25 protein-coding genes are annotated in these 22,882 nt (G+C 66.4%); 17 read left to right on the forward strand and 8 right to left on the reverse strand.

Annotated elements, in window-relative coordinates; all coding sequences use genetic code 11:
• Positions 1-2: 2 nt before the first annotated feature.
• The 5 genes from AC13CR_RS14645 to AC13CR_RS14665 form a co-directional block, all read right to left on the reverse strand.
• Positions 3-974 (reverse strand): cytochrome ubiquinol oxidase subunit II family protein, encoded by a 972-nt coding sequence (locus AC13CR_RS14645; protein WP_292956648.1) that lies wholly within the window; start codon positions 972-974, stop codon positions 3-5.
• Positions 975-1,073: 99 nt separating this feature from the next.
• Positions 1,074-2,411, reverse strand: coding sequence for a sensor histidine kinase (locus tag AC13CR_RS14650; protein WP_292956651.1), 1,338 nt, complete (start codon positions 2,409-2,411; stop codon positions 1,074-1,076).
• Complete coding sequence (locus AC13CR_RS14655) at positions 2,408-3,079, reverse strand: winged helix-turn-helix domain-containing protein (protein WP_292956654.1); 672 nt, start codon at positions 3,077-3,079, stop codon at positions 2,408-2,410. Before AC13CR_RS14655 ends, AC13CR_RS14650 begins: the two co-directional genes overlap by 4 nt.
• A gap of 73 nt (positions 3,080-3,152) precedes the next feature.
• A complete protein-coding gene (locus tag AC13CR_RS14660) occupies positions 3,153-3,740 on the reverse strand; it encodes a PepSY domain-containing protein (RefSeq protein WP_292956657.1) in 588 nt (195 codons plus the stop codon).
• 192 nt (positions 3,741-3,932) lie between these two features.
• Complete coding sequence (locus tag AC13CR_RS14665; protein WP_292956660.1) at positions 3,933-4,136, reverse strand: hypothetical protein; 204 nt, start codon at positions 4,134-4,136, stop codon at positions 3,933-3,935.
• Positions 4,137-4,377: 241 nt separating this feature from the next.
• Between AC13CR_RS14665 and AC13CR_RS14670 the strand changes: the two genes are divergently transcribed.
• The 7 genes from AC13CR_RS14670 to AC13CR_RS14700 all read left to right on the forward strand — a co-directional run bounded on the left by AC13CR_RS14670 (position 4,378) and on the right by AC13CR_RS14700 (position 12,683).
• Positions 4,378-5,307 carry a LysR substrate-binding domain-containing protein gene (locus AC13CR_RS14670; RefSeq protein ID WP_292956663.1) on the forward strand — a complete coding sequence of 310 codons (930 nt, stop codon included), beginning with the start codon at positions 4,378-4,380 and terminating at the stop codon, positions 5,305-5,307.
• A 119-nt stretch (positions 5,308-5,426) separates the two neighbouring features.
• Positions 5,427-6,434 carry a Bug family tripartite tricarboxylate transporter substrate binding protein gene (locus AC13CR_RS14675; protein ID WP_446232607.1) on the forward strand — a complete coding sequence of 336 codons (1,008 nt, stop codon included), beginning with the start codon at positions 5,427-5,429 and terminating at the stop codon, positions 6,432-6,434.
• Between the two features lie 77 nt (positions 6,435-6,511).
• Positions 6,512-7,024, forward strand: a complete 513-nt coding sequence (locus AC13CR_RS14680) for a tripartite tricarboxylate transporter TctB family protein (RefSeq protein WP_292956672.1) — start codon at positions 6,512-6,514, stop codon at positions 7,022-7,024.
• Positions 7,024-8,562, forward strand: coding sequence for a tripartite tricarboxylate transporter permease (locus AC13CR_RS14685; protein ID WP_292956675.1), 1,539 nt, complete (start codon positions 7,024-7,026; stop codon positions 8,560-8,562). The genes AC13CR_RS14680 and AC13CR_RS14685 overlap by 1 nt, the downstream gene beginning before the upstream one ends.
• Before the next feature lie 11 nt (positions 8,563-8,573).
• On the forward strand, positions 8,574-10,460 hold the full coding sequence (locus AC13CR_RS14690) for a bifunctional sugar phosphate isomerase/epimerase/4-hydroxyphenylpyruvate dioxygenase family protein (protein WP_292956678.1): 1,887 nt from the start codon (positions 8,574-8,576) through the stop codon (positions 10,458-10,460).
• Between the two features lie 146 nt (positions 10,461-10,606).
• A complete protein-coding gene (locus AC13CR_RS14695; RefSeq protein WP_446233763.1) occupies positions 10,607-11,440 on the forward strand; it encodes a shikimate dehydrogenase family protein in 834 nt (277 codons plus the stop codon).
• Between the two features lie 70 nt (positions 11,441-11,510).
• A complete protein-coding gene (locus AC13CR_RS14700; RefSeq protein WP_292956683.1) occupies positions 11,511-12,683 on the forward strand; it encodes an amidohydrolase in 1,173 nt (390 codons plus the stop codon).
• Between the two features lie 6 nt (positions 12,684-12,689).
• Here the strand turns inward: AC13CR_RS14700 and AC13CR_RS14705 are convergent, their stop codons facing one another.
• Entirely contained in the window at positions 12,690-14,639 is a 1,950-nt protein-coding gene (locus AC13CR_RS14705) for a glycosyltransferase family 2 protein (RefSeq protein ID WP_446237380.1), read from the reverse strand.
• Between the two features lie 301 nt (positions 14,640-14,940).
• Between AC13CR_RS14705 and AC13CR_RS14710 the strand changes: the two genes are divergently transcribed.
• The 9 genes from AC13CR_RS14710 (at position 14,941) to AC13CR_RS14750 (ending at position 20,574) form a co-directional block, all read left to right on the forward strand.
• On the forward strand, positions 14,941-15,324 hold the full coding sequence (locus AC13CR_RS14710; RefSeq protein WP_292956689.1) for a hypothetical protein: 384 nt from the start codon (positions 14,941-14,943) through the stop codon (positions 15,322-15,324).
• 159 nt (positions 15,325-15,483) lie between these two features.
• The gene (pgsA, locus tag AC13CR_RS14715; protein WP_292956692.1) at positions 15,484-16,116 is read left to right on the forward strand and encodes a CDP-diacylglycerol--glycerol-3-phosphate 3-phosphatidyltransferase; all 633 of its coding nucleotides are present in this window, start codon (positions 15,484-15,486) and stop codon (positions 16,114-16,116) included.
• Positions 16,109-16,357, forward strand: coding sequence for a molybdopterin converting factor subunit 1 (gene moaD, locus AC13CR_RS14720; protein WP_292956804.1), 249 nt, complete (start codon positions 16,109-16,111; stop codon positions 16,355-16,357). Before pgsA ends, moaD begins: the two co-directional genes overlap by 8 nt.
• Before the next feature lie 3 nt (positions 16,358-16,360).
• Entirely contained in the window at positions 16,361-16,795 is a 435-nt protein-coding gene (locus tag AC13CR_RS14725) for a molybdenum cofactor biosynthesis protein MoaE (RefSeq protein WP_292956695.1), read from the forward strand.
• A gap of 37 nt (positions 16,796-16,832) precedes the next feature.
• Entirely contained in the window at positions 16,833-17,687 is an 855-nt protein-coding gene (locus AC13CR_RS14730; RefSeq protein WP_335661266.1) for a GNAT family N-acetyltransferase, read from the forward strand.
• Entirely contained in the window at positions 17,675-18,205 is a 531-nt protein-coding gene (locus tag AC13CR_RS14735) for a hypothetical protein (protein ID WP_482900862.1), read from the forward strand. Before AC13CR_RS14730 ends, AC13CR_RS14735 begins: the two co-directional genes overlap by 13 nt.
• Positions 18,206-18,258: 53 nt before the next feature.
• Entirely contained in the window at positions 18,259-19,629 is a 1,371-nt protein-coding gene (locus AC13CR_RS14740; protein WP_292956704.1) for a glutamate--cysteine ligase, read from the forward strand.
• Between the two features lie 3 nt (positions 19,630-19,632).
• Positions 19,633-19,953 carry a hypothetical protein gene (locus tag AC13CR_RS14745; RefSeq protein ID WP_482900863.1) on the forward strand — a complete coding sequence of 107 codons (321 nt, stop codon included), beginning with the start codon at positions 19,633-19,635 and terminating at the stop codon, positions 19,951-19,953.
• Between the two features lie 192 nt (positions 19,954-20,145).
• Positions 20,146-20,574, forward strand: a complete 429-nt coding sequence (locus tag AC13CR_RS14750) for a hypothetical protein (protein WP_292956709.1) — start codon at positions 20,146-20,148, stop codon at positions 20,572-20,574.
• 204 nt (positions 20,575-20,778) lie between these two features.
• Here AC13CR_RS14750 and AC13CR_RS14755 read toward each other — a convergent pair whose 3' ends face one another.
• Positions 20,779-20,973 carry a DUF1127 domain-containing protein gene (locus AC13CR_RS14755; RefSeq protein WP_292956712.1) on the reverse strand — a complete coding sequence of 65 codons (195 nt, stop codon included), beginning with the start codon at positions 20,971-20,973 and terminating at the stop codon, positions 20,779-20,781.
• A 177-nt stretch (positions 20,974-21,150) separates the two neighbouring features.
• Positions 21,151-21,897, reverse strand: a complete 747-nt coding sequence (locus AC13CR_RS14760) for a 16S rRNA (uracil(1498)-N(3))-methyltransferase (RefSeq protein WP_292956715.1) — start codon at positions 21,895-21,897, stop codon at positions 21,151-21,153.
• A gap of 15 nt (positions 21,898-21,912) precedes the next feature.
• Between AC13CR_RS14760 and ubiA the strand changes: the two genes are divergently transcribed.
• Positions 21,913-22,851, forward strand: a complete 939-nt coding sequence (ubiA, locus tag AC13CR_RS14765) for a 4-hydroxybenzoate octaprenyltransferase (protein ID WP_292956718.1) — start codon at positions 21,913-21,915, stop codon at positions 22,849-22,851.
• Positions 22,852-22,882 lie beyond the last annotated feature (31 nt).

Below are 22,882 nucleotides of genomic sequence, written 5' to 3' on the forward strand. Positions count from 1 at the left end.
CATCATCCACCCCCGGCATAGGCCGGGGCCCCCGGCTGGTCGCGGGGCGGCACCGGCAGCCCGGCACGATAGCGTGCGATCACCCGATCGAAGAGATCGGGCGTGACCAGCCGAAGCCGTGGTGCGTCCCGCGCGCCCAGGCCCAGCAGCGCCCGCGCCTGGGCCGGGCTGCCAGCCCGCCCCAGGCGGGCATAGGTGGCCGGGTCAAGCGGCGTTTGCGCGGGGGTGCCGGCCCAGTCGCGCCAGCCGGCCGGGTCCAGCGCGACCACGGAAAAGGTCTGCCCGGCAAATCCGCGACCACTATACTGGATGTTGTCGCCCCGCCAGCGGCCGGGCGCGTCGGCCATCAGGTTCAGTTCGGTCCGCATCCCCGGCATGGCATAGATCTGCCCGGCCAGCGCGGGCACGCGAAAGCTTTGCATCACCGTGTCCGTCGTCAGCGCGACGCGCACCGGCCTGCCCGCCGGCAACACCAGTGCATCCAGCGTCGCGATTCCCTGTTCGGGATAGAGAAACAGCCACTTCCAGTCCAGCCCGATCGCCTGAACCTCCAACGGGTCCGGGCCCAGCGGCGCATAGGGATCCAGCCGGATCGTGGTCTGCCACAGCGACCAGCCGAGCACCGCGATGATGGCGAAGGGCACGCCCCACATCGCCGCCTCCAGCGGGCCCGAGAATTCCCAGTCGGGACGGTAGAGCTTGCCGGGGCGATAGCACCCGTTGCCCCTGACCCGATGATAGCGCCACAGGATGACCGGAACGCCGACCAGCACAGGCACCACCGCGATCATCGTGATCAGGGTGACGCGAATCAGATCGCTTCGCTGCGCCTCGGCGACGGGTCCGGCGGGCGACAGAAGACTGTCCTGGGCCAGAACCGGACCGGCCAGCAGCAGGATCGCCGCGGTGATCGGAACCGTCCGGGCCAGGGCGCTGGCGGGCTTGCGATGGTGCGGATCAGATCCCGTGTTCATGGCTTCGTCCGGTTCTTCGATGACCGCAACCTGTCCGGATCGGCCGGCACGGGCAAGCCGGTCCCCGGCTTCGGCGCGATCCGTCGATCCCGATGCCGATCATGCCGGGGCCGGGGGCAGGTTGACAAGCACCCTCAGCCCCGGCGCGTTGTCCTGCAGATCGATCGTTCCGCCGTGCAGCTTGACGATGGCCTCGACAAGGCTGAGGCCAAGCCCGCTGCCGGGCGTGGTGCGGCTGCGGTCCAGACGGTAGAGACGGCGCAGCACCTTCCTGCGCTCGCCGGCCGGAATCCCCGGCCCGCTATCGGCGACGATCAGGCGCGGTCCATCGACGCGCAGCGTCACCGCGCTGCCCGGCGGCGTATGGCGCAGCGCGTTTTCGATCAGATTGGCGATCACCTGGCCCAGCAGGGCGCGATCGCCCATGATCCGGGCCTCGCCGCCCGTCTCGACCGTCATGGCGTGACCGCTTTCCTCGGCCGCGGGCTCGTAGACCTCGGCCATCGTCGCGGCCAGGCCGGCCAGGTCCACCGGCACAAAGCGCGTCCGCGGGCTGCCGCCCTCGATCTGGGCGATGCGCAGAAGCGAATGGAAGATCGCGACGATGCCGTCGATCTCGGCCTCGGCGCGATCCAGCGCCTCTGGCGCGACGCCGTCGGGCAGGTCGTCGCGAACCCGCGCCAGCTGCACCGACAGGCGCTGGATCGGGGTCTTCAGATCATGGGCGATATCGGCCGATACCTGTCGCAGCGCCTCGGTTGATGCCTGCTGCGCCTCGGCCAGCCGGTCGATGCCGCGTCCGACACGCGACAGATCGTCGGCGGGGCCCGGCATGTCCGGCAGGCGCGCCGACAATTCGCCGCCGCGCAGGCGGTCCAGCGTGTGCTCGATCGCGGCAAGTCGGCGGGCCGAACGCCGCGCGCTGAAGATCCCTGCGGCCAGGACCAGCAGGAGCGTCGGCGCCAGCGTGAAGGACAGGACCTGCCCGAAGACCTCGCGGATCTCGTCGAAGGCATCGGCGGACTGACCCAGGGTCAGGATCCCGCCCGGCACCTCGCGGCTCTTGACGATGTAGCGGCTGGAGAAACCGTCACCGCGATCGGCCGGATCGAATTCCCGCAGCCCCGATCCGGGCACCCTGTCCGGATAATTGCCGACAAGGCCGGCGGCGCGGTCGAAGATCACGATCGTGTTTTCCGGATCGGCCCGCGCCGCAAGCCGTCCGACAGCCTCGGCGATGTCCTTCTGGTCGCCCAGTGCGGACAATTCGTCCAGACTGGCATCCAGCCCGGCTTCGGTGGCGTCCAGCAGCGCCCGGTTGGCCAGCCACCAGGTCGCGGCGAAGGTCAGCAGGCTGATCAGCGTGAACAGCGCCACAAGCCGCAGCGTCATCCGCATCGGGGTCGAGCGCAGGATATCCGCCCATTCGGCCCTCATGCCTCGATCCTGTAGCCGGCGCCGCGCACGGTCTTGATCAGTTCGGTCTCGAAGGGCTTGTCGATCTTGCCGCGCAGCCGCGAGATGTGGCTTTCAACCACATTGGTCTGCGGATCGAAGCTGAGCTCCCACACCGCTTCCAGCAGCATGGTGCGGGTCTGCACGCGGCCCTTTCGGCGCAACAGGCATTCCAGCAGCGCGAATTCGCGCGGCAGCAAATCGATCTCGACCCCGCCGCGCGTGACCTTGCGCCGGATCAGGTCCATTCGCAGATCGCCGGCGGACAGGACCGATTCATCATCGCGCATCTGCGGGCGGCGGGCCAGCGCCGACAGCCGGGCCGACAATTCGCCAAAGGCGAAGGGCTTGACCAGATAATCATCGCCGCCGGCATTCAGTCCCTCGATCCGGTCATCGACGCCGCCAAGTGCGGTCAGGAAAAGCGCGGGCGTCAGGTTCCTGGCCGCGCGCAACGTGCGCACCAGCGACAGCCCGTCCAGATCCGGCAGCATGCGATCGACCACCAGAACGTCGAAATCGTTGGTCTGCGCGGTCAGCAGGCCGTCGCGACCGTTGCGGGACAGGTCGACGACATGACCCTCCTGGCGCAGTCCTGCCAGGATGTAGTCCCCTGTCGTGCGGTCATCCTCGATCACCAGAATCCGCATCCGTCCCTCGCTTCCAGCACCTGGCCGGCCCCCAAGGGAGGGGCCGGCGGGTTCATCGTTTCCGACCGAAGGATCAGTCGGCGTCTTCGTCCTGCCCGTCCTGATCCTCGTCCTGATTGGCGACAACCTTGGTCATCGTCCCGTCGGCCGCCATCGCGAAGTCTTGCGTGGTGCCGTCGGACTTGGCAAGTTCCACCTCGATCACGCCGGACTTGGCGTTGTCGTGGTCGGCGCTGATCGCCATCACCTTGCCGCCGCCGCTCTTCTCGGCCATGGCAACCAGCTGGGCCAGCGGTGCGCCAAGCTGCGCGGGATCGGTGATGTCTTCCTTTTCCGCCTTGTCGCCGTCGCCCTCATCCTTGGTCTGGATGACCTTGCCGGTGCTGGCATCGATCTCGACCGAGACCTGCTTGCCCTTGGCGATGGTATCGACTTCGTAGAAGGCGGTGCCCTTGCTCTGACCGAACTCGGCCGCGACCGCGGTGCCGCCGCCGGCCGCCTCGGCGGCGCCGATGGCTGCGGTGATGTCCTGCGAGGCGCTCAGGAAAGCCTGAACCTCGGCCTGGTCACCGCCGTCATTCTTGGCAAAGGCCGCGCCGCCGGCCAGGGCCGTCGCGGACACCGCACCAGCGGTCAGAAGGGTAAGCAGTTTGCGTGTCATCGTTCTCTTTCCTTTCGGTTCGTCGATTGGCGTGATGCCTTTCGATGAACTCAAGCTGGGAAGCCGGCCTGACCATCAAATCGCCGCGCGATTACATCTGCGTAATGTTGAAAGTCGAACCGCGGTCCGGACAGGCAAACGCCCCGCCGAGGGGATCGGCGGGGCGGGATCGGGCAAGCTTGCGGTCCGGTTTCAGGGGGTCGCGGCGGCTTCGCCGTCGACGGTGTCCGCCGAGGCCGGGACGGTAGCGCCGGACCCGATCGCCAGCCGGGCGGCGACGGCGATGACCAGTCCGATCACCAGCGCGGCGACGGCCATGACGGTTCCCAGCCCGATTGCCGCGGCACCTGCCGCCACCATCAGGATCGCCGCGAGGGTCGATTTCAGTCGTTTCATCCGATGCACTCCTTCCGTTCTTGTTGCTGGACTGAGAGATGGGGGCGTCGGGTGATGCCGGGCTGACGCGCAGATTGCAGATCTGTAACCCGGCGGTTACCGCGTGCCGGGCAAGGCCACGACAACATCCCGCCGCTTGCGCTTGCCCGATCCCACGGCGAGGCGCCATCTTTCCCCATGACATTCTGCGCGAGTTCTGACCTTCTGTTCGCCCGAGCACAGATCATCGGATGATTGGCCCATGCATCAACTGACACTGCGCCAGATCGAGGTTGTCCGCGCCGTCATGCTGACCGGCACGATCACCGGTGCCGCCAGGATGCTGAACGTCTCGGCGCCCGGCATCAGCAGGCTCGTCAAGCATACCGAGGAAACGCTGGGTCTGCGCCTGTTCGAGCGGCGCGGCGGGGTCTATGTCCCGGCGGCCGAGGCAGGCGCGATCTTCGACCAGATCGGCCGGGTCTTTCGCGGGGTCGAGAACCTCAACCGCGCCGTGGCCTCGTTGCAGCGGGGCGAGGCGGTGGATCTGTCCTTCGCCTCGGCCCCATCGGTCGCGCAATTCATCGCCGCCCGCGCCGTCAGGCGGGTCAGGCAGCGCTTTCCCGATCTGTTCATCGACCTGAACATCCTGAAGATCGAGGAAACCATCGATTATCTGATGCTGGATCGCGGTGAATTCGTGATGATGAGCACCGCGATCGAGAATGCGGGCATCACCAACGAGATCGCGGCCCAGGGCCGGCTGGCGGCGATCGTGCCCGAGGGTCACGAACTGGCCGGCCGCGATCAGGTCTCGGTCCACGATCTTGTCCGGTTCCCGATGATCGGGGTCGAGCCGAACGACCCCTATGGATCGGTCTGCACCAGGCCGCTGCGCGATGCCGGTCTGCCGGTGCGCTATTCGATGCGGGGACGCTTTGCGCAGACCGTCGTCAGCCTTGTCCGCCACGGCCTTGGCGTTGCCATCATCGACGAATTCTCGGTCGCGGAACTGTATATGCCGGGCGTCGTGCGGCTGAGGCTGATCGAGGAGGCGCCCATCACCATCTATGTCGTCACCAAGGCCGGCCGGGTTCTGTCCGGCTTTGCCGAATATGCGATCCGGCAGTTGCGACGCGAACTGGAACGCGCCACCGAATCGCGCCCATGGGAACAGAAGAGGGCGCGATGAGGCGCAACCATTAACATCATGTTCACGATCCGCATGAATTGGTATTTGCCGTAAAGGTCGGACCTTGGCATGGTCGGACCATGGAGATCCGGGAAAAGCCCGGAGCAAGGGAGGACATCATGACCAAGACCCTGATCAAATTCACCGCCGTGCTGGCGCTGACCACCGGACTGACCGGCACCGCGGTTCTGGCGCAGGACTATCCCGCCAAGGAAATCCAGGGAATCATTCAATGGGGTGCGGGCGGCTCGACCGATACCGTCATGCGCACCGTCACGCCTCAGGCCGAGAAGGTTCTGGGCGGCAAGGTGGTCATGAAGAACATGACCGGCGGCGTCGGCGCGATCGCCACGAAATACGTCTATGCCCAGAAGGCCGATGGATATACCCTGCTGATGGGCGCGGAAAATCCGTTGCTCTACAAGGTGATGGGCCTCGGCGACATCGATTATTCGGAATTCACGCCGATCAACATCCTGGCCCGCGGCGTGCCGATCCTGGTCGCCAACAACGACGCGCCCTTCGACACCTTCGCCGAGATGGTCGAGTATATCCAGGCCAACCCGAACCAGGTCAAGTTCGGCTCGACCGGTCCGGGCGGCGTGCCGTCCGTGGTCACCGCGCTGCTGCGGTCCAAGACCGAGCTGCCTGTGACCGAGGTTCCCTATGACGGCGACGGCCCGGCGCTGACCGCGCTGCAGGGCGGCGCGGTGGACGTCATGCCGGCCGTGCTGGGCGCGGCCATCGAGGGTATCAGGGGCGGCCGGATGAAGGCCATCTCGCTGATCGATACCAAGCCCGCCGAAGCCCTGCCCGAGGTTCCGGCCCTGGGCGAGACCAATCCCGAATATGCCGATTACCTGCCCTGGGGGCCGTTCTTCGGAGTCTTCGTCAAGAACGGCACCCCCAAGGACGTGGTCGCCAAGCTCGTCGATGCCTATGCCAAGGGCGCCGAAAGCGAGGATTTCGTGAAGCTGATGGGCGATCGCGGCTATGTCATCGAAAGCCTGTCGGGCGATGCGGCAACCCAGTTCCTGTCGAAATGGCAGTCGCTTACCACCTGGCTGATTGCCGATGCCGGGCTGGCCAAGAAGTCGCCCGAGGAATTCGGCATCCCGCGGCCCTGATCTGCGGCTCGCGATGCGATCTTTCCCGGCCCACGCGGCCGGGAAAGTCCCTGCAATGACCTTCGGGAGGATCGGTCATGCACGACAAGCGCCACCGCAGCGCGGGCGAGATCGCCTTCAACGCGGTTCTGTTCATCGTCAGTCTGGTCCTGCTGTGGTCGGCCTATGCCATCGCGGGATTCGAATCGCTCAGCTCGCCCGGTGCGCTGCCGATGGCGGTCGCGCTGGCCATGGTCGTCAGTTCGGGCCTGGTCCTGCTGGATGGCTGGCGCCACACGCAGCGCGACCAGACGGGCTTTCTGAAGGACATCCTGCCGCCCGCGGTCATCGTGATGATGCTGTTCATCGCGGGATATGCCCTGCTGCTGGTCCCGCTGGGCTTTCTGCCGACCTCTTTGCTGTTTCTGACGCTCTCGATCCTGTATCTGCGCCGGGGCGGGCTTATCTTCGCGCTGGGCGTGTCGGCCTTTGCGCTGTTGCTGGTCTATATCGTGTTCCGGCTGATCTTTACCGTTCTGATGCCGTCGGGGATCGTCCCCGAGGCCGAGATGCTGGCCGCCTTCGGCCAATTGTTCGGAGGGGCCCGATAATGGAGGCCCTTGGCTATTTCCTGACCCCCTGGCTGGATCCGAAACTGCTGTTCCTGGTCGCGGCGGGCACCTTCGCGGGTGTCTATGTCGGCGCCATCCCCGGCCTGTCGGTCACCATGGCGGTGTCGATCCTGATCGGCTTTACCTTCACCTGGGACGTCTATCCGGCGCTGTGCCTGATGGTCGGCATCTTCATGGGCGGGGTCTATGGCGGATCGCGCACCGCGATTCTGCTGAACATCCCCGGCGCGCCCTCGGCCATCGCCACGGCGCTGGATGGCTATCCGCTGGCGCAGAAGGGATTGGCGGGCGAGGCGATCGGGATTTCCACAGTGATGTCTTTCGTCGGCGGGCTGATCGGCATCATCGTGCTGGCCGTCGCGGCACCCGCGGTCAGCGATTTCGCGCTGACGTTCCAGCCTCGGGACTTCATGCTGCTGGCGATCCTGGGCATCCTGCTGGTCGGATCACTGTCGGGCGAAAGCCTGGTCAAGGGCATCTTTGCCGGCGCCCTGGGGTTGCTGATCGGCACCGTGGGCATGGATCCGCTGACAGCCGAGGAACGCTTTACCTTCGGGTTCACCCAGCTTTGGGGCGGGATCAGCTTCATCGCCGTGATGATCGGCATGTTCGGCGTCAGCGAGGCGCTGGCGCAGTTGCACCATGTCGACAAGACCGCGGTGAAGCAGACCATCAGCCGCATCGTGCCGACCTGGTCCTCGATCCTGAAATACCTGCCGCTGTCGCTGCAAACCTCGTCCATCGGCGTGATCATCGGCGCCTTGCCCGGCACCGGCGGAGACATCGCGGCGCTGATGGCCTATGACCACGCCAAGCGCGTGACCAAGAACCCCGAAGTGCCCTTCGGCCAAGGCGCGCGCGAGGGTCTGGTCGCCCCCGAGACCGCCAACAACGCGGCCGTCGGCGGTGCCTTCATCCCGATGCTGACGCTGGGCATTCCGGGCGATGCGGTGACCGCGATCATGATCGGGGCGCTGTATATCCACGGCCTCAATCCCGGCCCGATGCTGATGATCGATCAGCCGCAGATGTTCTGGTTCATCACCGGCGCGCTGGTGCTGGCCAACATCTTCATGCTGATCTTCGGGCTGACCGGCATCCGCATCTTTACCAGGATCGTGGAAATGCCGCGCACCGTGCTGCTGCCGCTGATCCTGCTTTTGTCCATCGTCGGTGCCTATGCGGTCAACAACGCGATCACCGATGTCTACTGGATGCTGGCCTTCGGGGTGCTGGGCTATTTCATGAAATCCTATGGCTACCAGCTTGGCCCCGTGATCCTGGGCGTGATCCTGTCGCGGCTGCTGGACGAGAACTGGCGCCGGGCGATCATTTCCGAACAGGGCAGCGTCGCGGGCCTGTTCAGGGGCATCGCGACCAGCCCGCTGTCGCTGGTTCTGGCGGCGATGGTGGTGATGATCTTCGTCAGCCAGACCCCGGTCTGGCGCAGGTTTCGCCGCAAGATCGGTCTGGAAAGGATCGAACACGACCAGGACGCCCCCGGCTCGGGCGCGTAGGGAGGCTGGGAATGAAAACGGGCATTGCGACGGTTTCGATCGCGGGCAACCTGCGCGAAAAGCTGGCCGCCATCGCGGCGGCCGGCTTCGACGGGCTGGAGATTTTCGAACAGGATTTCCTGCAGGATGCGGCCAACCCGCGCGAGGTCGGCCGGATGATCCGCGATCACGGGCTGGAGGTGATGCTGTATCAGCCTTTCCGCGACTTCGAGGGGCTTCCCGCCACGCTGCGCGCCCGCGCCTTCGATCGTGCCCGGCACAAGTTCGACCTGATGGCGGAACTGGGCGCCGAGCTGATGCTGATCTGTTCCTCGGTCCATCCGCAGGCGATGGGCGGGATCGACCGCGCCGCCGATGATCTGGCCGAACTGGCCGAGATCGCCACCCGGCGGGGCCTGCGGATCGGCTACGAGGCGCTGGCCTGGGGCCGTCACGTCAACGACCACCGCGACGCCTGGGAAATCGTGCGCCGGGCCGATCATCCGGCACTGGGCCTGATCCTGGACAGCTTTCACACGCTGGGCCGCAGGATCGACCCGGACACGATCCGCCGCATTCCGGGCGACCGGATCTTTTTCGTCCAGCTTGCCGATGCGCCGATGATCGACATGGACCTGCTGTATTGGTCGCGCCATTTCCGCACCATGCCGGGCGAGGGCGATCTGCCGGTGGTGGATTTCATGCGTGCCGTGACGGCGACCGGCTATGGCGGGCCGCTGTCGCTGGAAATCTTCAATGACCAGTTCCGCGGCGGCAGCCCCGAAGGCATCGCGCGCGACGGCCATCGTTCGCTGATCTGGCTGATGGATCAGGTCCGCCGCGCCGAACCGGCGCTGCATGTCGATCTGCCGCCGATCCCGGAAAACCTCGGCGTCGAGGGCGTCGAGTTCATCGAATTTGCCTCGGACGCGGCAGAGGCCCCGGCGCTGGAAGCGGCGCTGACGCGGATGGGCTTTCACCGCGAAGGCGTGCATCGCAACAAGCGCGTCACCGTCTGGCGGCAGGGCGGCATCCGCATCGTCGTGAATACCGAGGAAACCGGCTTTGCGCACAGTTTTTTCCTGAACCACGGCACTGGCGTCTGCGATATCGGGCTGCGGGTCGAGGATGCGCAGGCCACCGTCGTCCGCGCCGCGGCGCTGGACGCCAGACTGTTCCATCAGCCGCCCGGCCCCGGCGAACTGGACATCCCGGCGATTCGCGGCGTCGGCGGATCGGTGCTGCATTTCATCGACGCGAAAAGCGGCCTCGATGATGTCTGGCGGATCGAATTCCAGGCCACCGGCGACAGCGCGACCGATTTCGGCCTGATCCGCGTCGATCATCTGGCCGAGACGATGAATTACGAGGACATGCTCAGCTGGACGCTGTTCTACACCGCCATCTTCGACATGGACCGCCGGCCGATGATCGACGTGGCCGATCCCGACGGGCTGGTGCGCAGCCAGGCCATCGCATCCCGCGATGGCGCCACGCGGATCACCCTGAACGGCGCCCAATCGCACCGCACGCTGGCCGGCGGTTTTCTGGCCGACAGCATGGGATCGGCCGTGCAGCATATCGCGCTGGCCAGCCGCGACATCCTTGCCAGCGCCCGGGCGATGGCGGGCGCGGGGTTCCAGCCGCTGGAGATCCCGGAAAATTACTACGACGATCTTCAGGCGCGCTATGGGCTGGACGACGACCGCATCGCCCGCCTGCGCCGCTGGAACATCCTCTACGAGGCCGAGGGCGAGGCCGAGTTCTATCAGTTCTACGGGCGCCCGCTGACCGGGGGGCTGTTCTTCGAGATCGTCGAGCGGCGCGGCGGGTATGACGGCTATGGCGCCGCGAACGCGCCCTTCCGCATCGCCGCGCTGAAGCGGCTGTTGCGTGCCAAGGACATGCCGCGTGCGTGATCGGGGCTGCCCCACCGGCCTCGCCCCCGCCGGCGCAGCCCCAACCCCGCCGGCCCCCTGCCAAACCCCGACGGCCCCGCCCCGCCTTTCGGCAATGTGTTCCCGGCACGACCCGATCTTGAACCGATCCTGAAGGACAGGAACCGATGATCTCTGGCCATACCAAATTGATCGCCCATCTTGGCGTGCCGACGGAAAGCTTCAAGGCGCCGATGATCTACAACCCCTGGTTCGAGGCCAGGGGCATCGACACCGTGGTCGTGCCGATGGGATGCGAAACGGCGGACTTTCCGGCCTTCATGCCGCTGCTTGCGCGCCTGCGCAACTTCGTGGGCGCGCTGATCACCATGCCGCACAAGGTCGCGGTCGTGGACCTGCTGGATCAGGTCAGCACCGCCGTGCGCATCTGCGGCGCCTGCAACGCCGTGCGCCGCGACGAGGCGGGCGCCCTGATCGGCGACATGTTCGATGGCGAAGGCTTTGTGCGCGGCGTGCTGCGCAAGGGTCGTGCGGTCGCGGGGGCCTCGGTCCTGGTCGTGGGCACGGGCGGCGTGGGCTCGGCCATCGCCGCCTCGCTGGCGGGCGCGGGTGCGGCGCGTCTGGCGCTGTTCGACATCAATGCCGCCTCAGCCGACCGCCTTGCCGCGAAGCTGCAAGAAGCCTGTCCCGCCCTGCGGGTCGAGACCGGCCGGAACGATCCGGCGGGTTTCGACATCGTCGTGAACGCCACGCCGATGGGCATGGCCGAAGGCGATCCGATGCCGATGCCGGTCGAGCGTCTGTCGCCCCGGACCTTTGTGGGCGAGGTGGTCATGAAACGCGAGGAAACCGCCTTTCTGGCCGCCGCCCGGGCGCGGGGCTGCCTGACCCAGATCGGCACCGACATGCTGTTCGAACAGATCCCCGCCTATCTGGAATTCTTCGGCTATCCGACCACAAGCGCGGACGAATTGCGCAGGCTGGCCAGGATCAGATACTGACTGCCGGGTTGCCTGCCGCAAGCGGGTTCTGTTCAATCCCGCCGGCACGGCAGCCTCAGGAGACAGCGCCATGACCCGATCCGAGGGCGATCGCGTCCTGACCGACAGCGACATCGCGGAACTGATCGCATGGCGGCGCGATCTGCATCGCCGCCCGGAACTGTCCGGCGATGAACGGCAGACCGCCGCGCGGGTGGCGGCGGCGATGCGCCATGCCGGGGCGGACCGGATCGCGACCGGGCTGGGCGGGTTCGGCGTCGCCGCGATCTTCGAGGGTTTGTCCAGGGGCTGCACGGTCATGCTGCGCTGCGAGCTTGACGGGCTGCCGATCCAGGAACAGGGGGCGCACGACTGGTGCTCGCAATCGGCGGGCAAGGGGCATCTTTGCGGGCATGACGGGCATATGGCGATCCTGGCCGCCGTCGCGCGCTGGCTGGGGCGGAACAGGCCGCCGCGCGGGCGTGCCATCCTGCTGTTCCAGCCCGCCGAAGAGGATGGATCGGGCGCGGCGAAGGTGATCGCGGATCCGCAATTCGCCGGCCTCGTGCCGGATTATGCGCTGTCGCTGCACAACATGCCCGGCGTGCCGCAGGGTCACGCGCTGCTGGCCGAGGGGCCGATGAACTGCGCCTCGCGCGGCATGAAGATCGCGCTGACCGGCCGCACCGCCCATGCCTCGCAGCCCGAACACGGCGTCTCGCCGGCCATGGCGCTGGCCGCGCTGGTCCCCGCGCTGACGGCGCTCGGGTCGGGCGGCCAGCAATCCGATCCCGCCTTCTCGCTGGTCACGATCACCCATGCCCGGCTGGGCGAGCCGGCATTCGGCATCGCGCCCGGCGAGGCGGAATTGCGGGCGACGCTGCGCACGCAGAGGGATGAGGGGATGGCCCGGCTGGTCGCGGCAGCCGAACGCACCGTTGGACAGGCGGCCGCCACCGCGGGACTGGCCCATGCGATCACCTGGCACGACGTGTTCCACCATTGCCAAAACGACCCCGAGGCGACCGCGATCCTGTCGCGCGCGCTTGCCGCCGAAGGGTTCGTTGTCGGCTCGAATGGCCTGCCGATGCGCGCCTCCGAGGATTTCGGCCGTTTCGGCGGCTGTTCCCGCGCCGCCATGTTCCTGCTGGGCGCGGGCCGCGATGTCGCCAGCCTGCACAATCCCGATTACGATTTCCCCGATGACCTGATCGAACCGGGCGCCCGCATCTTCATCCGTGCGCTGAGCGAGGTGCTGGGCTGAGCCAGGCTACAGCCGGAAACCCAGGGCCTCGATCTGCCGGGCATAGCCTTCGGACGCGCGCAGTCGGGCCAGCCTTTCGGCATGGCGGACCGTGATCAGATCCTGGGCCGCGCGCACGGCGGGCTGTTCCATCAGCGCCGCGCACAGCGCCCGCACCCGGCCCGCCATTTCGGCCGCGCCCTCGTCGCGCAGGCTGTTCTGATCATAGGTGCGGAAATAGGCGTCGTCATATTTGCCGTGATTGTTCAGGATGTCGCCGCGCAGCCGGCGCATCAGGAATTCCTCGCCCGATTTCACGCCGTAGTGGTTCAACTGCGCCAGATCATAGCCGGCCTCGTCCATCTTCTGCTTCCATGCGATCCTGCGCCCGTTCAGCACCTCGCCCGAGCCATTCACCCAGCGCAGCTGCTTTTCGTCGGTCTTGAGGTATTTCGGCTTCAGATGCGGGCGGTGAATGGCCAGCTTCATCCATGGCTGATGGGTATAAAGGGTCTTGACGCCGTAGCCCTTGGCAAAATCGTCGTCGGCGGCGGCGGTAAAGCGCGTGGTCACGAAATCGTCCCGATAGCGGGCCTGCCCGTTCGATCCGAAAAAGCGCCACGTCACCGGCATCGCCGTCGCGCCGTTGGTCTTGATCACGTCGATCAGCGAATCGACCGAACCATCGCCCGTCCTGATCTGCAAGAATTCGTCGAGGTCGATCAGCAGGTGCCAGTCGGCACGGGCGAATAGCGGGTGGTTGCCGATTCGCGCGATCCCGCGCGGTTGCGGCGGCTTGTCGCGCCAGGCGCCGTTATCCAGCCGTGACAGCAGCCCCAGCCCGGCCAGCGCGTCCAGCATCTCGTCGGTGCCATCGCTGCAATCATTGGTCAGAAAAAGGATGTCGGTAAAGCCCAGCAGGTGATGATAGGCGACCCATTCCAGCAGATAGGGGCCTTCGTCCTTGGCCATCGTGGTCAGCACCACATTTCCGTGGCGCGAGGTATTGGCGGGGATCGGCAGGTTTTCCTGGCGCCGCGCGAGGTCGGCGAAAAACGTCGTTTCGTCGATCCGGTCCAGCTTTTCAAGCGGTCCCGCCCTCTTGCGCGCGACGGTCCTCGTGGCCTCGGCCTCGATCGCGTCGTAGTCGACAAAACCTTTCCGTTCCAGATAATGACCGATCCAGGATTTGCGCGGTGGCACCCCGCCGCGCGCCTTGCGGGTATGCTTGCGCATCCAGCGCGAATAAAGGTGGACGGCCAGCGCGCCGCCGTCCTCGATCAGTTCGCGGGCTCGGGCGTGATTGACGTTCTCGATCAGCAGCTTGCGTTTCTGGAAGCTGATCGGGAAAAACACATCGCTGGGCTGGGCATAGATGATCTCGCCGGTTTCCTGCGCAAAGTGCGTCAGCGCCCGGGGACCGGTCGTGCCCCAGGGCAGGGTGCCCAGATCCATGTCGCCGCCGCGATCGCGTTCAGCCTGCATCCGTCCGCGACGGTGGCCGGGCAGCCAGGGCGGAATCGGATAATCGGAGGTGAGGAATTCGGCCAGCAGATCCTTGGTCCGCGATTCGGGCGGAAATCCCATGACGGCATTGCCCAGCAGCAGCTTGTCGTCGCGTTCATGGCCGAGAAACCAGGTCATCCCGGCGCGGAAGGGCTGCATTGCGATGACATCGGTATCGACCCAGACGCGCGGCGTGTCGCGCACCATGACGGCGCGGAAGACATCGGCATGGATCGCGGGGCTTTTCGCCTTGGCATGGACGATGATGTCGTCATTGGGCCAGATCTCGCGGGCATCGCGCAGCACCGCGCCATCGGGCAGGTTCGGCACATGGCCGTAGGTATAGAGAACGAAATCGTGACCCAGTTCGACAAAGCTGCGGATCGAGGCGATTTCCAGCCATGACAGCGGCCCGTCGATCCACAGCGATCCGATCTGCGCAAGCTGGTCTTGGGTGCCATCAGGCGGCATGCGCTGGTCCTTCTGCTGTGTTCTCGTGCCCGGCCCGGTCGGAATTTGCCTACCATCGCTTTGTGGACCGGTCTTTCCACGGGGAACAATTTCAGCCGCCGGCGCTTCCGCCTGTCATGGTTCGCCAGGGCGCGATTTTGTCGATCCTTTCCGACACTGATGGGCCATCGAGACAAGTTCAAGCCCTGCCTTCGGCACCTATCCGCCCGGTCAGTTTTTGCGGTGTTTTCCTACCGCGCGAGACTCGGCTCTTCGCGCTATGGTTGCGATCTGCTCACCCCTTTTGATGAAGGAGGCTGCCATGCCCCGCGTACCGTCTTTCGGCATTTCAGCGGATCGCAAACCCGTCTTCGCGCCCGACGACATTCTTGCCAGCGACCGCTGGTCCGACTTCGACAAGGAGGCGATCGTGCTGGAGGCGATCGTCATCGACAACAATATCTCGGGCAGCGATGCGACGCTGCAGGTCCGCGCCCATGACGGCATGAACTGGACCATCGAACTGGGCCGCCGCGCCCGCAACATGGCGGCGGGGCTGACCCCGGCGCAGGCGTTGCCGGGCGATCCCGTCTCGGTCCGCGGCCGCCGCCTGCACCGTTTCGGCGAGAACCGGATCAAGGCGATGCACCTGACCATTGCCGGGCGTGATTTCGATCTCTATCCGGCCAGTCTCGAGGCATCGTGATCCCGCAGGGCCGCATGCCGGGCCGCGATGGAAACTGACCAGACGGCAGGCCGCCTCACGCCCCGACTGCGCGCCGGTCGCGTGGCCGGGGCGGCAGATCGGTCCCGTGTGACACCAGCGCCTCTTTCCAACCGTGCGCGCAGGCACTAGCTTGCCGCCATGCGCTGGACAATCCCGAATATCCTCACCCTTCTGCGGCTTGCCGCGGCGCCCGCCGTGCCGCTGATGTTTCTCTATTTTCATCGGCCCTGGGCCGATTGGGCGGCGCTGGCGATCTTTCTGGTCGCGGCCGTGACCGACTGGTTCGACGGCTATCTGGCCCGCGCCTGGAAACAGGAAAGCCGGTTCGGCGCGGCCATGGATCCGATTGCCGACAAGGCGATGGTGGTCATCGCCATCATCGTCATCACCGGTTATTCCGGCATGAATCCCTGGCTGATCCTGCCCGCCACGGTGATCCTGTTCCGCGAGGTCCTGGTGTCGGGCCTGCGCGAATTCCTGGGCGCGCAGGCGAAGCTGCTGAAGGTTACCAAGCTGGCCAAGTGGAAGACGACCTTCCAGATGGTCGCCATCGCGGTCCTGTTCCTGGGCACGGGGCTTGCCTTTGTCGAACACGGCGAGCCGCCGCTGGTGGGCGAGGGCAGGCTGCCCTGGTCCGACAGCTGGTCCGATCTTGCCAATCAGGTCGGGCTGGTGCTGATCTGGATCGCGGCGGTGCTGACCGGTTGGACAGGTTGGGATTATTTCGTCAAGGCGCTGCCCTATCTGAAGGATCCCGCGCATGATGCTTGATGTCCTTTATTTCGCATGGCTGCGCGAACGGATCGGCCAGCCTCGCGAGCGAATCGAGACCCGGGCCGCGACCCTGCGCGATCTGGTCGCCGAACTGGCCGACCGCGACGAATGGCACGCGTCGGCCTTTGCCGACATGGGCGCCGTGCGTTGCGCGATCGATCAGGAACTGGCCGATCTTGATGCGCCGCTGGACGATGCCCGCGAGGTGGCCTTTTTCCCGCCCATGACCGGGGGCTGACCCGTGTCGGCGCGTGTCCAGGCCGGTCCCTTCGATCTTGCCGCCGAGATGGAGAATTTCGGTCGCGGCGCCGGCGCCGTCGTCACCTTTACCGGCATCGTGCGCGACGATACCGGCCGGATGCTGGCGTTGGAGCTGGAATATTATCCCGGCATGACCGAGCGTGTGCTGGCCGAATACGGCGCCAGGGCCGCCGCCCGCTTCGGCCTTGCCGACTGGAAGATCATCCACCGCCATGGACGCCTGAACCTGGGCGAGCCGATCATGATGGTCGCCACCGCCGCCCGCCACCGTCGTGCCGCCTTCGAGGCCGCGGATTATCTGATGGACTGGCTGAAATCCCGCGCCCCCTTCTGGAAGCGCGAGATCGGCCCGGACGGCGCCGGCGCATGGGTCGCGGCGAAAGACAGCGACGAGGATGCGCTGAAGCGGTGGTGACCTTCGGCCTGCCGATATCCAGCCGCTTCGTCCGCCCGTGATCGCGGTCGCGCAATCGCAGATCGCGCAGGCGCTGGATGCGCTGGCCGACCGCGCGGAAGGTCCGATCTTCCTGCCTGCCAACCTGCTGGAGCGCGGCATCGGTGGCGATCATCCGCGCGCCCTGCATCTGTGGCGCAATGCAGGCTGGACCGCCTTCCTCGGCCTGTCGAATGCCGGCGTCTGCTTTCCGCAGATGCGCGATGCCGATTCGCAGGACTGGGACGCGCTGCCCGCGGTGCTGAAAAATCTTTCCATCACCGGTCTCAACGGCGAGGCCGCGCAGATTGCCCGCATCCTTGCGGCGCTGCGCCTCGACCGTCATCCGACGCGCCTCGACCGGATCGAACCGTGTTTCGCCCTGGCGCTGAACGATCTGCGGATGCCCGACGCGGCCAGACTTTCGATTCGCGCGCCGCGCAAGGCGGAACTGCCGCTTCTGATCGACTGGCGCGCGGCCTACCGGATCGAAATCATGGGTGACGACCCTGCGCAGGCGCGCGACAATGCCGTGGCCGAACTGCCGCTGTGGCTGGCCAGGGATTCGCTGCGGCTGGCCACCCGCGACGGCCAGCCGGTCGCGCTGACCGGTTTCAACGCGCGGCTGCCCGAGATCGTGCAGGTCGGCGGCGTTTATGTTCCCCCGACGCTGCGCGGTCAGCGTCTTGCCCGCCGCGCGCTGGCCCTGCACCTGGCCGAGGCGCGCGCAGCAGGCGCCGGCCGCGCCTTCCTGTTCGCGGCGTCGGAGGCTGCCGCCCGCACCTATACCGCGATCGGCTTTGTACCGGCGGGGCGGATGCGGATCGTGATCTTCGAACAGCCCGCCGAGGTCGCGCCCCGATGCGGCCGCTGATCCGCCCCGAGATTGCCGCGTGGCTGTCGCGCTGGTCCGAGGTTCTGGTCGCCGGCGCCATCGCGCTGGCGGGCCTGTGGCTGACGCTGCGCGGCGGCTGGTTCTTCGCCGCGCTCGGGCTTGCGATGCTGCTGGTCGGCGCGTCGCTGGCCATCGGCGCCCGGCGCAGGCTGCCCTTTCGCCGCCCGATCGAGGCGCCTGGCGTGGTCGAACTGATCGAGGGCGCGATCCGCTATTACGGGGCGACCGATCCGGGCGGCGAGATCGCGCTGCGCGATCTGGTCGAGATCCGCCTTTTGCGGCTGAACGGGCAGGCGCATTGGCGGCTGCGCAGCGCCGGAGGCGAGGCGCTGCTGATTCCCGTCGATGCCGCCGGGGCCGAGGTCCTGGCCCACGGCTTTACCGCGCTTCCGGGCCTTGACATGGGCGCCGTCTCGCAGGCGCTGGCGCATGTCAGCGAACAGCCCGACGCGACGCGGCTGGTCTGGCGCAGGTCCGATCACGGCGGGTTGACTTGACGGTCCGCTGTTGCCACCTGTGACCGACCGGCAATCCGCGAAAGGTCCGTCCGATGTCGATACCCCAGCAGGGCGGTGGCCCGATCGAAAGCCGCGATCAGCTTGCCGCCTATATCGCCTCGGGCGAGAAGCCGCGCGAGGCCTGGCGGATCGGCACCGAGCACGAGAAATTCGGCTATTGCAAGGATCACAAGCTGCCGCTGCCCTATGAGGGCGATTGTTCGGTCAAGGCGATGCTGACCGGCCTGCAGGAACGCTTCGGCTGGTCGCCGGTCCTAGAGCAGGGCAAGATCATCGGGCTGGAACGCGACGGCGCCAATGTCAGCCTGGAACCGGGCGGACAGCTGGAATTGTCCGGCGCTCCGGTCGAGAACATCCACCAGACCTGCGACGAGGTGAACGGCCATCTGGCCGAGGTGAAATCCGTGGCCGATGATATGGGCGCGGGCTTCATCGGTCTTGGCGCCGCGCCGATCTGGTCGCAGGAGCAGATGCCGATGATGCCCAAGGGGCGCTACCGGCTGATGACCGACTACATGGGCCGGGTCGGCACGCTGGGCACGCAGATGATGTATCGCACCTGCACCGTGCAGGTGAACCTGGATTTCGCCAGCGAGGCCGATATGGTCCAGAAGCTGCGGGTCGCGTTGTCGCTGCAACCGGTGGCGACGGCGCTGTTCGCCAATTCTCCGTTTCTGGACGGCAAGCCCAACGGGATGAAAAGCTGGCGCGCCCATATCTGGCAGAACCTTGACGAGGCGCGCACCGGGATGCTGCCCTTCGTGTTCCAGGACGGCTTCGGATACGAGGCATGGGTGGATTACGTCCTCGATGTGCCGATGTATTTCGTCTATCGCGACGGTCGTTATCTCGATGCTCTGGGCCAGTCCTTCCGCGATTTCCTGAAGGGCGAATTGCCGGCCCTTCCGGGCGAGATTCCCACGCTGTCGGATTGGGCCGACCACCTGACGACGGTTTTTCCCGAGGCGCGGGTCAAGAAATTCATCGAGATGCGCGGCGCCGATGGCGGGCCGTGGCGCAGGCTATGCGCGCTGCCGGCGCTGTGGGTCGGGCTGACCTATGACCAGCAGGCGCTGGACGCGGCCTGGGATCTGGTCAAGGGCTGGGACCACGAGACGCGCGAAGGGCTGCGCCGGGCGGCCGGACGCGAAGCGTTGCAGGGCGAAGCCGGCGGCATCCGCCTGCACGATCTGGCGCGCGAAGTGCTGGCCATCGCCGAACAGGGCCTGAAGAACCGCGCGCGGCAGGGCGCCGGCGGGCTGATCCCCGACGAGACGCATTTCCTGAACGCGCTGAGGGAAAGCGTCGAGACCGGCCGCGTTCCGGCGGACGAATTGCTGGCGAAACATCACGGCGAATGGCAGGGCGATCTGTCACGCATCTATGCCGAATACTCCTACTGACGATTGCGTGATCGCGCATCGCGTGTCACGCTGATCGGATTGTCAGCCCCGGAGTATTTGCAGATGCGCGATTTCTTCATCCGGTCGATGGAATGGATCGTCAACATATTCATCACGCTGGGCGCGATCGCGGTGGTGGTCAGCGGCCTTGTGGTGATGTTCAGCGATCAGGGCGGCTTCCTGCGCGGCCTCGCGGTTCTGTTCGGCGGCGCGATCTATCTGATCGTCGTGGGCGGGATCATCTATCTGGGGCTGGGCATCCACAACAACACCCGCCGCACCGCCGAGGCGGTCGAAGCACTGGTCAGCCGCCAGACCCCCTGAATTGCCGCCGGCGCGTCTGGCCCGGCTTTCGCCGTCGTCCGAAACCCTGCAGGGTTCGCGGTGGGCCGGCCGCCATCCGCCTTCCGATCGGCGCCGCGGCGCACGACAATATGACCTCATTCGCCGCCCGCCTTGCTTGAAACGGGCGGCAAGCGGTGGCAGGTCGGAAGCAAAGCAAGAAGGGGGCAGGCGATGCGGGCGGATCTGATGACATGGGTGCAGCGGCTGGTCGGTCTGGTCTTCGTGATCGGCCTGATTGCGCTGTCGGGGGCGGTCTTCGTGCAGATCCGTCAGTCCGAAGGCATTCCGCCGCTGTCGGTCTTCATGGGTCTGGTCGGTCTGTCGGTGCTGATTCTGCTGGCGGGGGCGTGTCTGTCGCTGATCTCGCTGGCCGGATCGGCCCGGCGCGGTGCCGATGCATTGCAGAAACTGGCCTGGCAGGGCGGCGGGATCAGCCCTGCCGCCGTGGCCTCTGCCACCACCACCAGCGCCGCATCGCGGCCGTTCACCACCGCTCCGATGGCCGACATCGCGACCCAGCCAGAGCCGCAGCCGCAGGGCCCCGTCGCCCCATCGCGGCCTCTGCGCCCGTCCGGCCGCAGATTGGTGGCCGAGCGCTAGAACAGGATGATCCTGTTCGTGAATCGGCTGCGTTGCGCTGCATGTATTCCGGGCTGGCGAAGAAACGGAGTCGGAACAGGGTTGCATCGGGAATCCGCCGAAGGATTCGGATGAGCGTCGCCTCGATCCAGGCGGTGACGCGGGCAAAGAAAAAACCCCCGCGCGATTGCATGGGGGTTCGTTCGTCTTGTCTGCGTTGAAGCCTTAGAAGCCGCGCGCAATCCGCTCGATGTCGCCGCGGCACAGACCGATATCGTCCAGCTCGCGATCCGACAGGCGGCTCAGCTCGCGCCGGGTCATGCGGGTGTCGTTCCACCCCGAGACCAGCGCGGCGATGCGTGCGACGACGTTGCCAACACCTCCGACAGCAAGGCTGCGGTTCGTTTCTATGGCCGACATCATATCACCTGCATTTCCAGTTTGCCCTCTCACAGGGCAGTGTTTCGGATGCCGGGTAGATAGGTCGCGCAAAGGCGGAATACCAGCCATGCGTCCCGCAAGGCCGATATGCAAGAAACGCAGGGATTAAAGCGGCTTGGGCGGTCCCGATGGTCGCAAAACGGTCACGGAATGTCGCTATGCCGGGTTCTTTTTCTGCCTGTCTGCGCGCCAGTCCCCCAGGGCGGCCTGCCACAGCGCGATTGCCGCAACGGCAGCGGTATCCGCGCGCAGGATCCGGGGGCCCAGGCTGATTCGGTCGACAAAGGGCGATGCCGCCAGACGCGATCGCTCGGCTTCGGAAAACCCGCCCTCGGGACCGATCAGGATGGCCCACGACCCCTGCGGCAGACCGGCCAGCGTCTCGGCCGGGCCCGCCATTGCCTCGTCCGCCCACAGGATACGGCGCGCGCCATCCCATCCGTCCAGAAGCCGCGCAAGGGGCTGAAGATCCGCGACCGGCGGCACGAAGGTACCCCCGCATTGTTCGGCCGCTTCGATGGCGTGGGCTTGCAGACGGTCCTGCCGGATGCGTTCGGAATTGGTGAAGTCGGTCTGCACGGGCAGGATGCGGGCAACGCCCAGTTCGGCGGCCTTTTCTACGATGAAATCGGTGCGTGCCTTCTTGATCGGCGCAAACAACAGCCACAGATCGGGCGGATCGCGCTGCGGGGCGGTCTGTTGGCCGACATCCAGCGTTCCGCCGCGCTTGCCCGCCTGCGCGATGCGGGCCGCGAATTCGCCATCGCGGCCGTTGAAGACCGCGATTTCCGCGCCCGCGCCCAGTCGCATGACCCCCGACAGGTAATGCGCCTGCGCGGGCGCCAGCGGCACGGCTTGCCCGGGCGCCAGCGGGTGATCTATGAACAATCTGATCCTTGCCATGATGGGCCAGACGCTATGCAAAGCCGGACCGAAAGGCCAGATGCCGTCATCGACGCGCCGAAGGGCAACTGGGTGGACCGATACGCGCCCGAGCGCTGGCGGCCCTGGCTGCGCCTCAGCCGGGCCGACCGGCCCATCGGGACGTGGCTGCTGCTGCTGCCCTGCTGGTGGGGCGTCGGGCTGGCGATGATGTATGATGCGCCGCGGCTCTTCGATCTTTGGATCGTGATCGCCTGCGCCATCGGCGCCTTCGTCATGCGTGGCGCGGGCTGCACCTGGAACGACATCACCGACCGGGACATCGACGCGCAGGTCGCCCGCACCCGGTCGCGGCCCCTTCCCTCGGGCGCCATCAGCCTGCGCGGCGCCTATCTGTGGCTGCTGGCACAGGGGCTGGTCGGGCTGGCGATCCTGCTGACACTGGGCCCGGCGGCGATCTGGATGGGCGTCATCTCGCTGGCGCTGGTGGCGATCTATCCATTCGCGAAACGCTTTACCTGGTGGCCGCAGATCTTCCTGGGTCTTGCCTTCAACTGGGGGGTGATGCTGGCCTATGCGGCCCATGCGGGCCAGGTCGATCTGGCCCCTGTCGTGGCCTGGCTGGGCGGCATCGCTTGGACCATCTTCTACGATACGATCTATGCCCATCAGGATGTCGAGGATGACGCCCTGATCGGGGTCAAATCCACCGCGCGCCTGTTCGGCAGAAACAGCCCCCGCTATCTGGCGCGCATCGCGATGCTGGCGGTCGCCCTGCTGGGGCTGGCCATCCTGCTGAGCCATCGCAATCTCTTGATCGCCGCTATCGGTCTGGCCGGCTTTGCCGCGCATCTGGCCTGGCAGCTGAAGAATTTCAAGCCGGATCATGGTGATAGCTGTCTTCGCCTGTTCCGGTCGAACCGCGATGCCGGGCTGATCCTTGCGCTGTTTCTCGCCCTTGCCGGGCTGAGCTGATTGCACGCCCGGCGGGCCGACGCTAGAGGGA

The sequence above is a fragment of the Paracoccus sp. L-17 genome (assembly GCF_056857655.1).

Coding starts and splice junctions, on each gene's coding strand:
- AC13CR_RS14645 (WP_292956648.1), bottom strand. CDS start 974: ATGAACACGGGATCTGATCCGCACCATCGCAAGCCCGCCAGCGCCCTG.
- AC13CR_RS14650 (WP_292956651.1), bottom strand. CDS start 2,411: ATGAGGGCCGAATGGGCGGATATCCTGCGCTCGACCCCGATGCGGATG.
- AC13CR_RS14655 (WP_292956654.1), bottom strand. CDS start 3,079: ATGCGGATTCTGGTGATCGAGGATGACCGCACGACAGGGGACTACATC.
- AC13CR_RS14660 (WP_292956657.1), bottom strand. CDS start 3,740: ATGACACGCAAACTGCTTACCCTTCTGACCGCTGGTGCGGTGTCCGCG.
- AC13CR_RS14665 (WP_292956660.1), bottom strand. CDS start 4,136: ATGAAACGACTGAAATCGACCCTCGCGGCGATCCTGATGGTGGCGGCA.
- AC13CR_RS14670 (WP_292956663.1), top strand. CDS start 4,378: ATGCATCAACTGACACTGCGCCAGATCGAGGTTGTCCGCGCCGTCATG.
- AC13CR_RS14675 (WP_446232607.1), top strand. CDS start 5,427: ATGACCAAGACCCTGATCAAATTCACCGCCGTGCTGGCGCTGACCACC.
- AC13CR_RS14680 (WP_292956672.1), top strand. CDS start 6,512: ATGCACGACAAGCGCCACCGCAGCGCGGGCGAGATCGCCTTCAACGCG.
- AC13CR_RS14685 (WP_292956675.1), top strand. CDS start 7,024: ATGGAGGCCCTTGGCTATTTCCTGACCCCCTGGCTGGATCCGAAACTG.
- AC13CR_RS14690 (WP_292956678.1), top strand. CDS start 8,574: ATGAAAACGGGCATTGCGACGGTTTCGATCGCGGGCAACCTGCGCGAA.
- AC13CR_RS14695 (WP_446233763.1), top strand. CDS start 10,607: ATGATCTCTGGCCATACCAAATTGATCGCCCATCTTGGCGTGCCGACG.
- AC13CR_RS14700 (WP_292956683.1), top strand. CDS start 11,511: ATGACCCGATCCGAGGGCGATCGCGTCCTGACCGACAGCGACATCGCG.
- AC13CR_RS14705 (WP_446237380.1), bottom strand. CDS start 14,639: ATGCCGCCTGATGGCACCCAAGACCAGCTTGCGCAGATCGGATCGCTG.
- AC13CR_RS14710 (WP_292956689.1), top strand. CDS start 14,941: ATGCCCCGCGTACCGTCTTTCGGCATTTCAGCGGATCGCAAACCCGTC.
- pgsA (WP_292956692.1), top strand. CDS start 15,484: ATGCGCTGGACAATCCCGAATATCCTCACCCTTCTGCGGCTTGCCGCG.
- moaD (WP_292956804.1), top strand. CDS start 16,109: ATGCTTGATGTCCTTTATTTCGCATGGCTGCGCGAACGGATCGGCCAG.
- AC13CR_RS14735 (WP_482900862.1), top strand. CDS start 17,675: ATGCGGCCGCTGATCCGCCCCGAGATTGCCGCGTGGCTGTCGCGCTGG.
- AC13CR_RS14740 (WP_292956704.1), top strand. CDS start 18,259: ATGTCGATACCCCAGCAGGGCGGTGGCCCGATCGAAAGCCGCGATCAG.
- AC13CR_RS14750 (WP_292956709.1), top strand. CDS start 20,146: ATGCGGGCGGATCTGATGACATGGGTGCAGCGGCTGGTCGGTCTGGTC.
- AC13CR_RS14755 (WP_292956712.1), bottom strand. CDS start 20,973: ATGTCGGCCATAGAAACGAACCGCAGCCTTGCTGTCGGAGGTGTTGGC.
- AC13CR_RS14760 (WP_292956715.1), bottom strand. CDS start 21,897: ATGGCAAGGATCAGATTGTTCATAGATCACCCGCTGGCGCCCGGGCAA.
- ubiA (WP_292956718.1), top strand. CDS start 21,913: ATGCAAAGCCGGACCGAAAGGCCAGATGCCGTCATCGACGCGCCGAAG.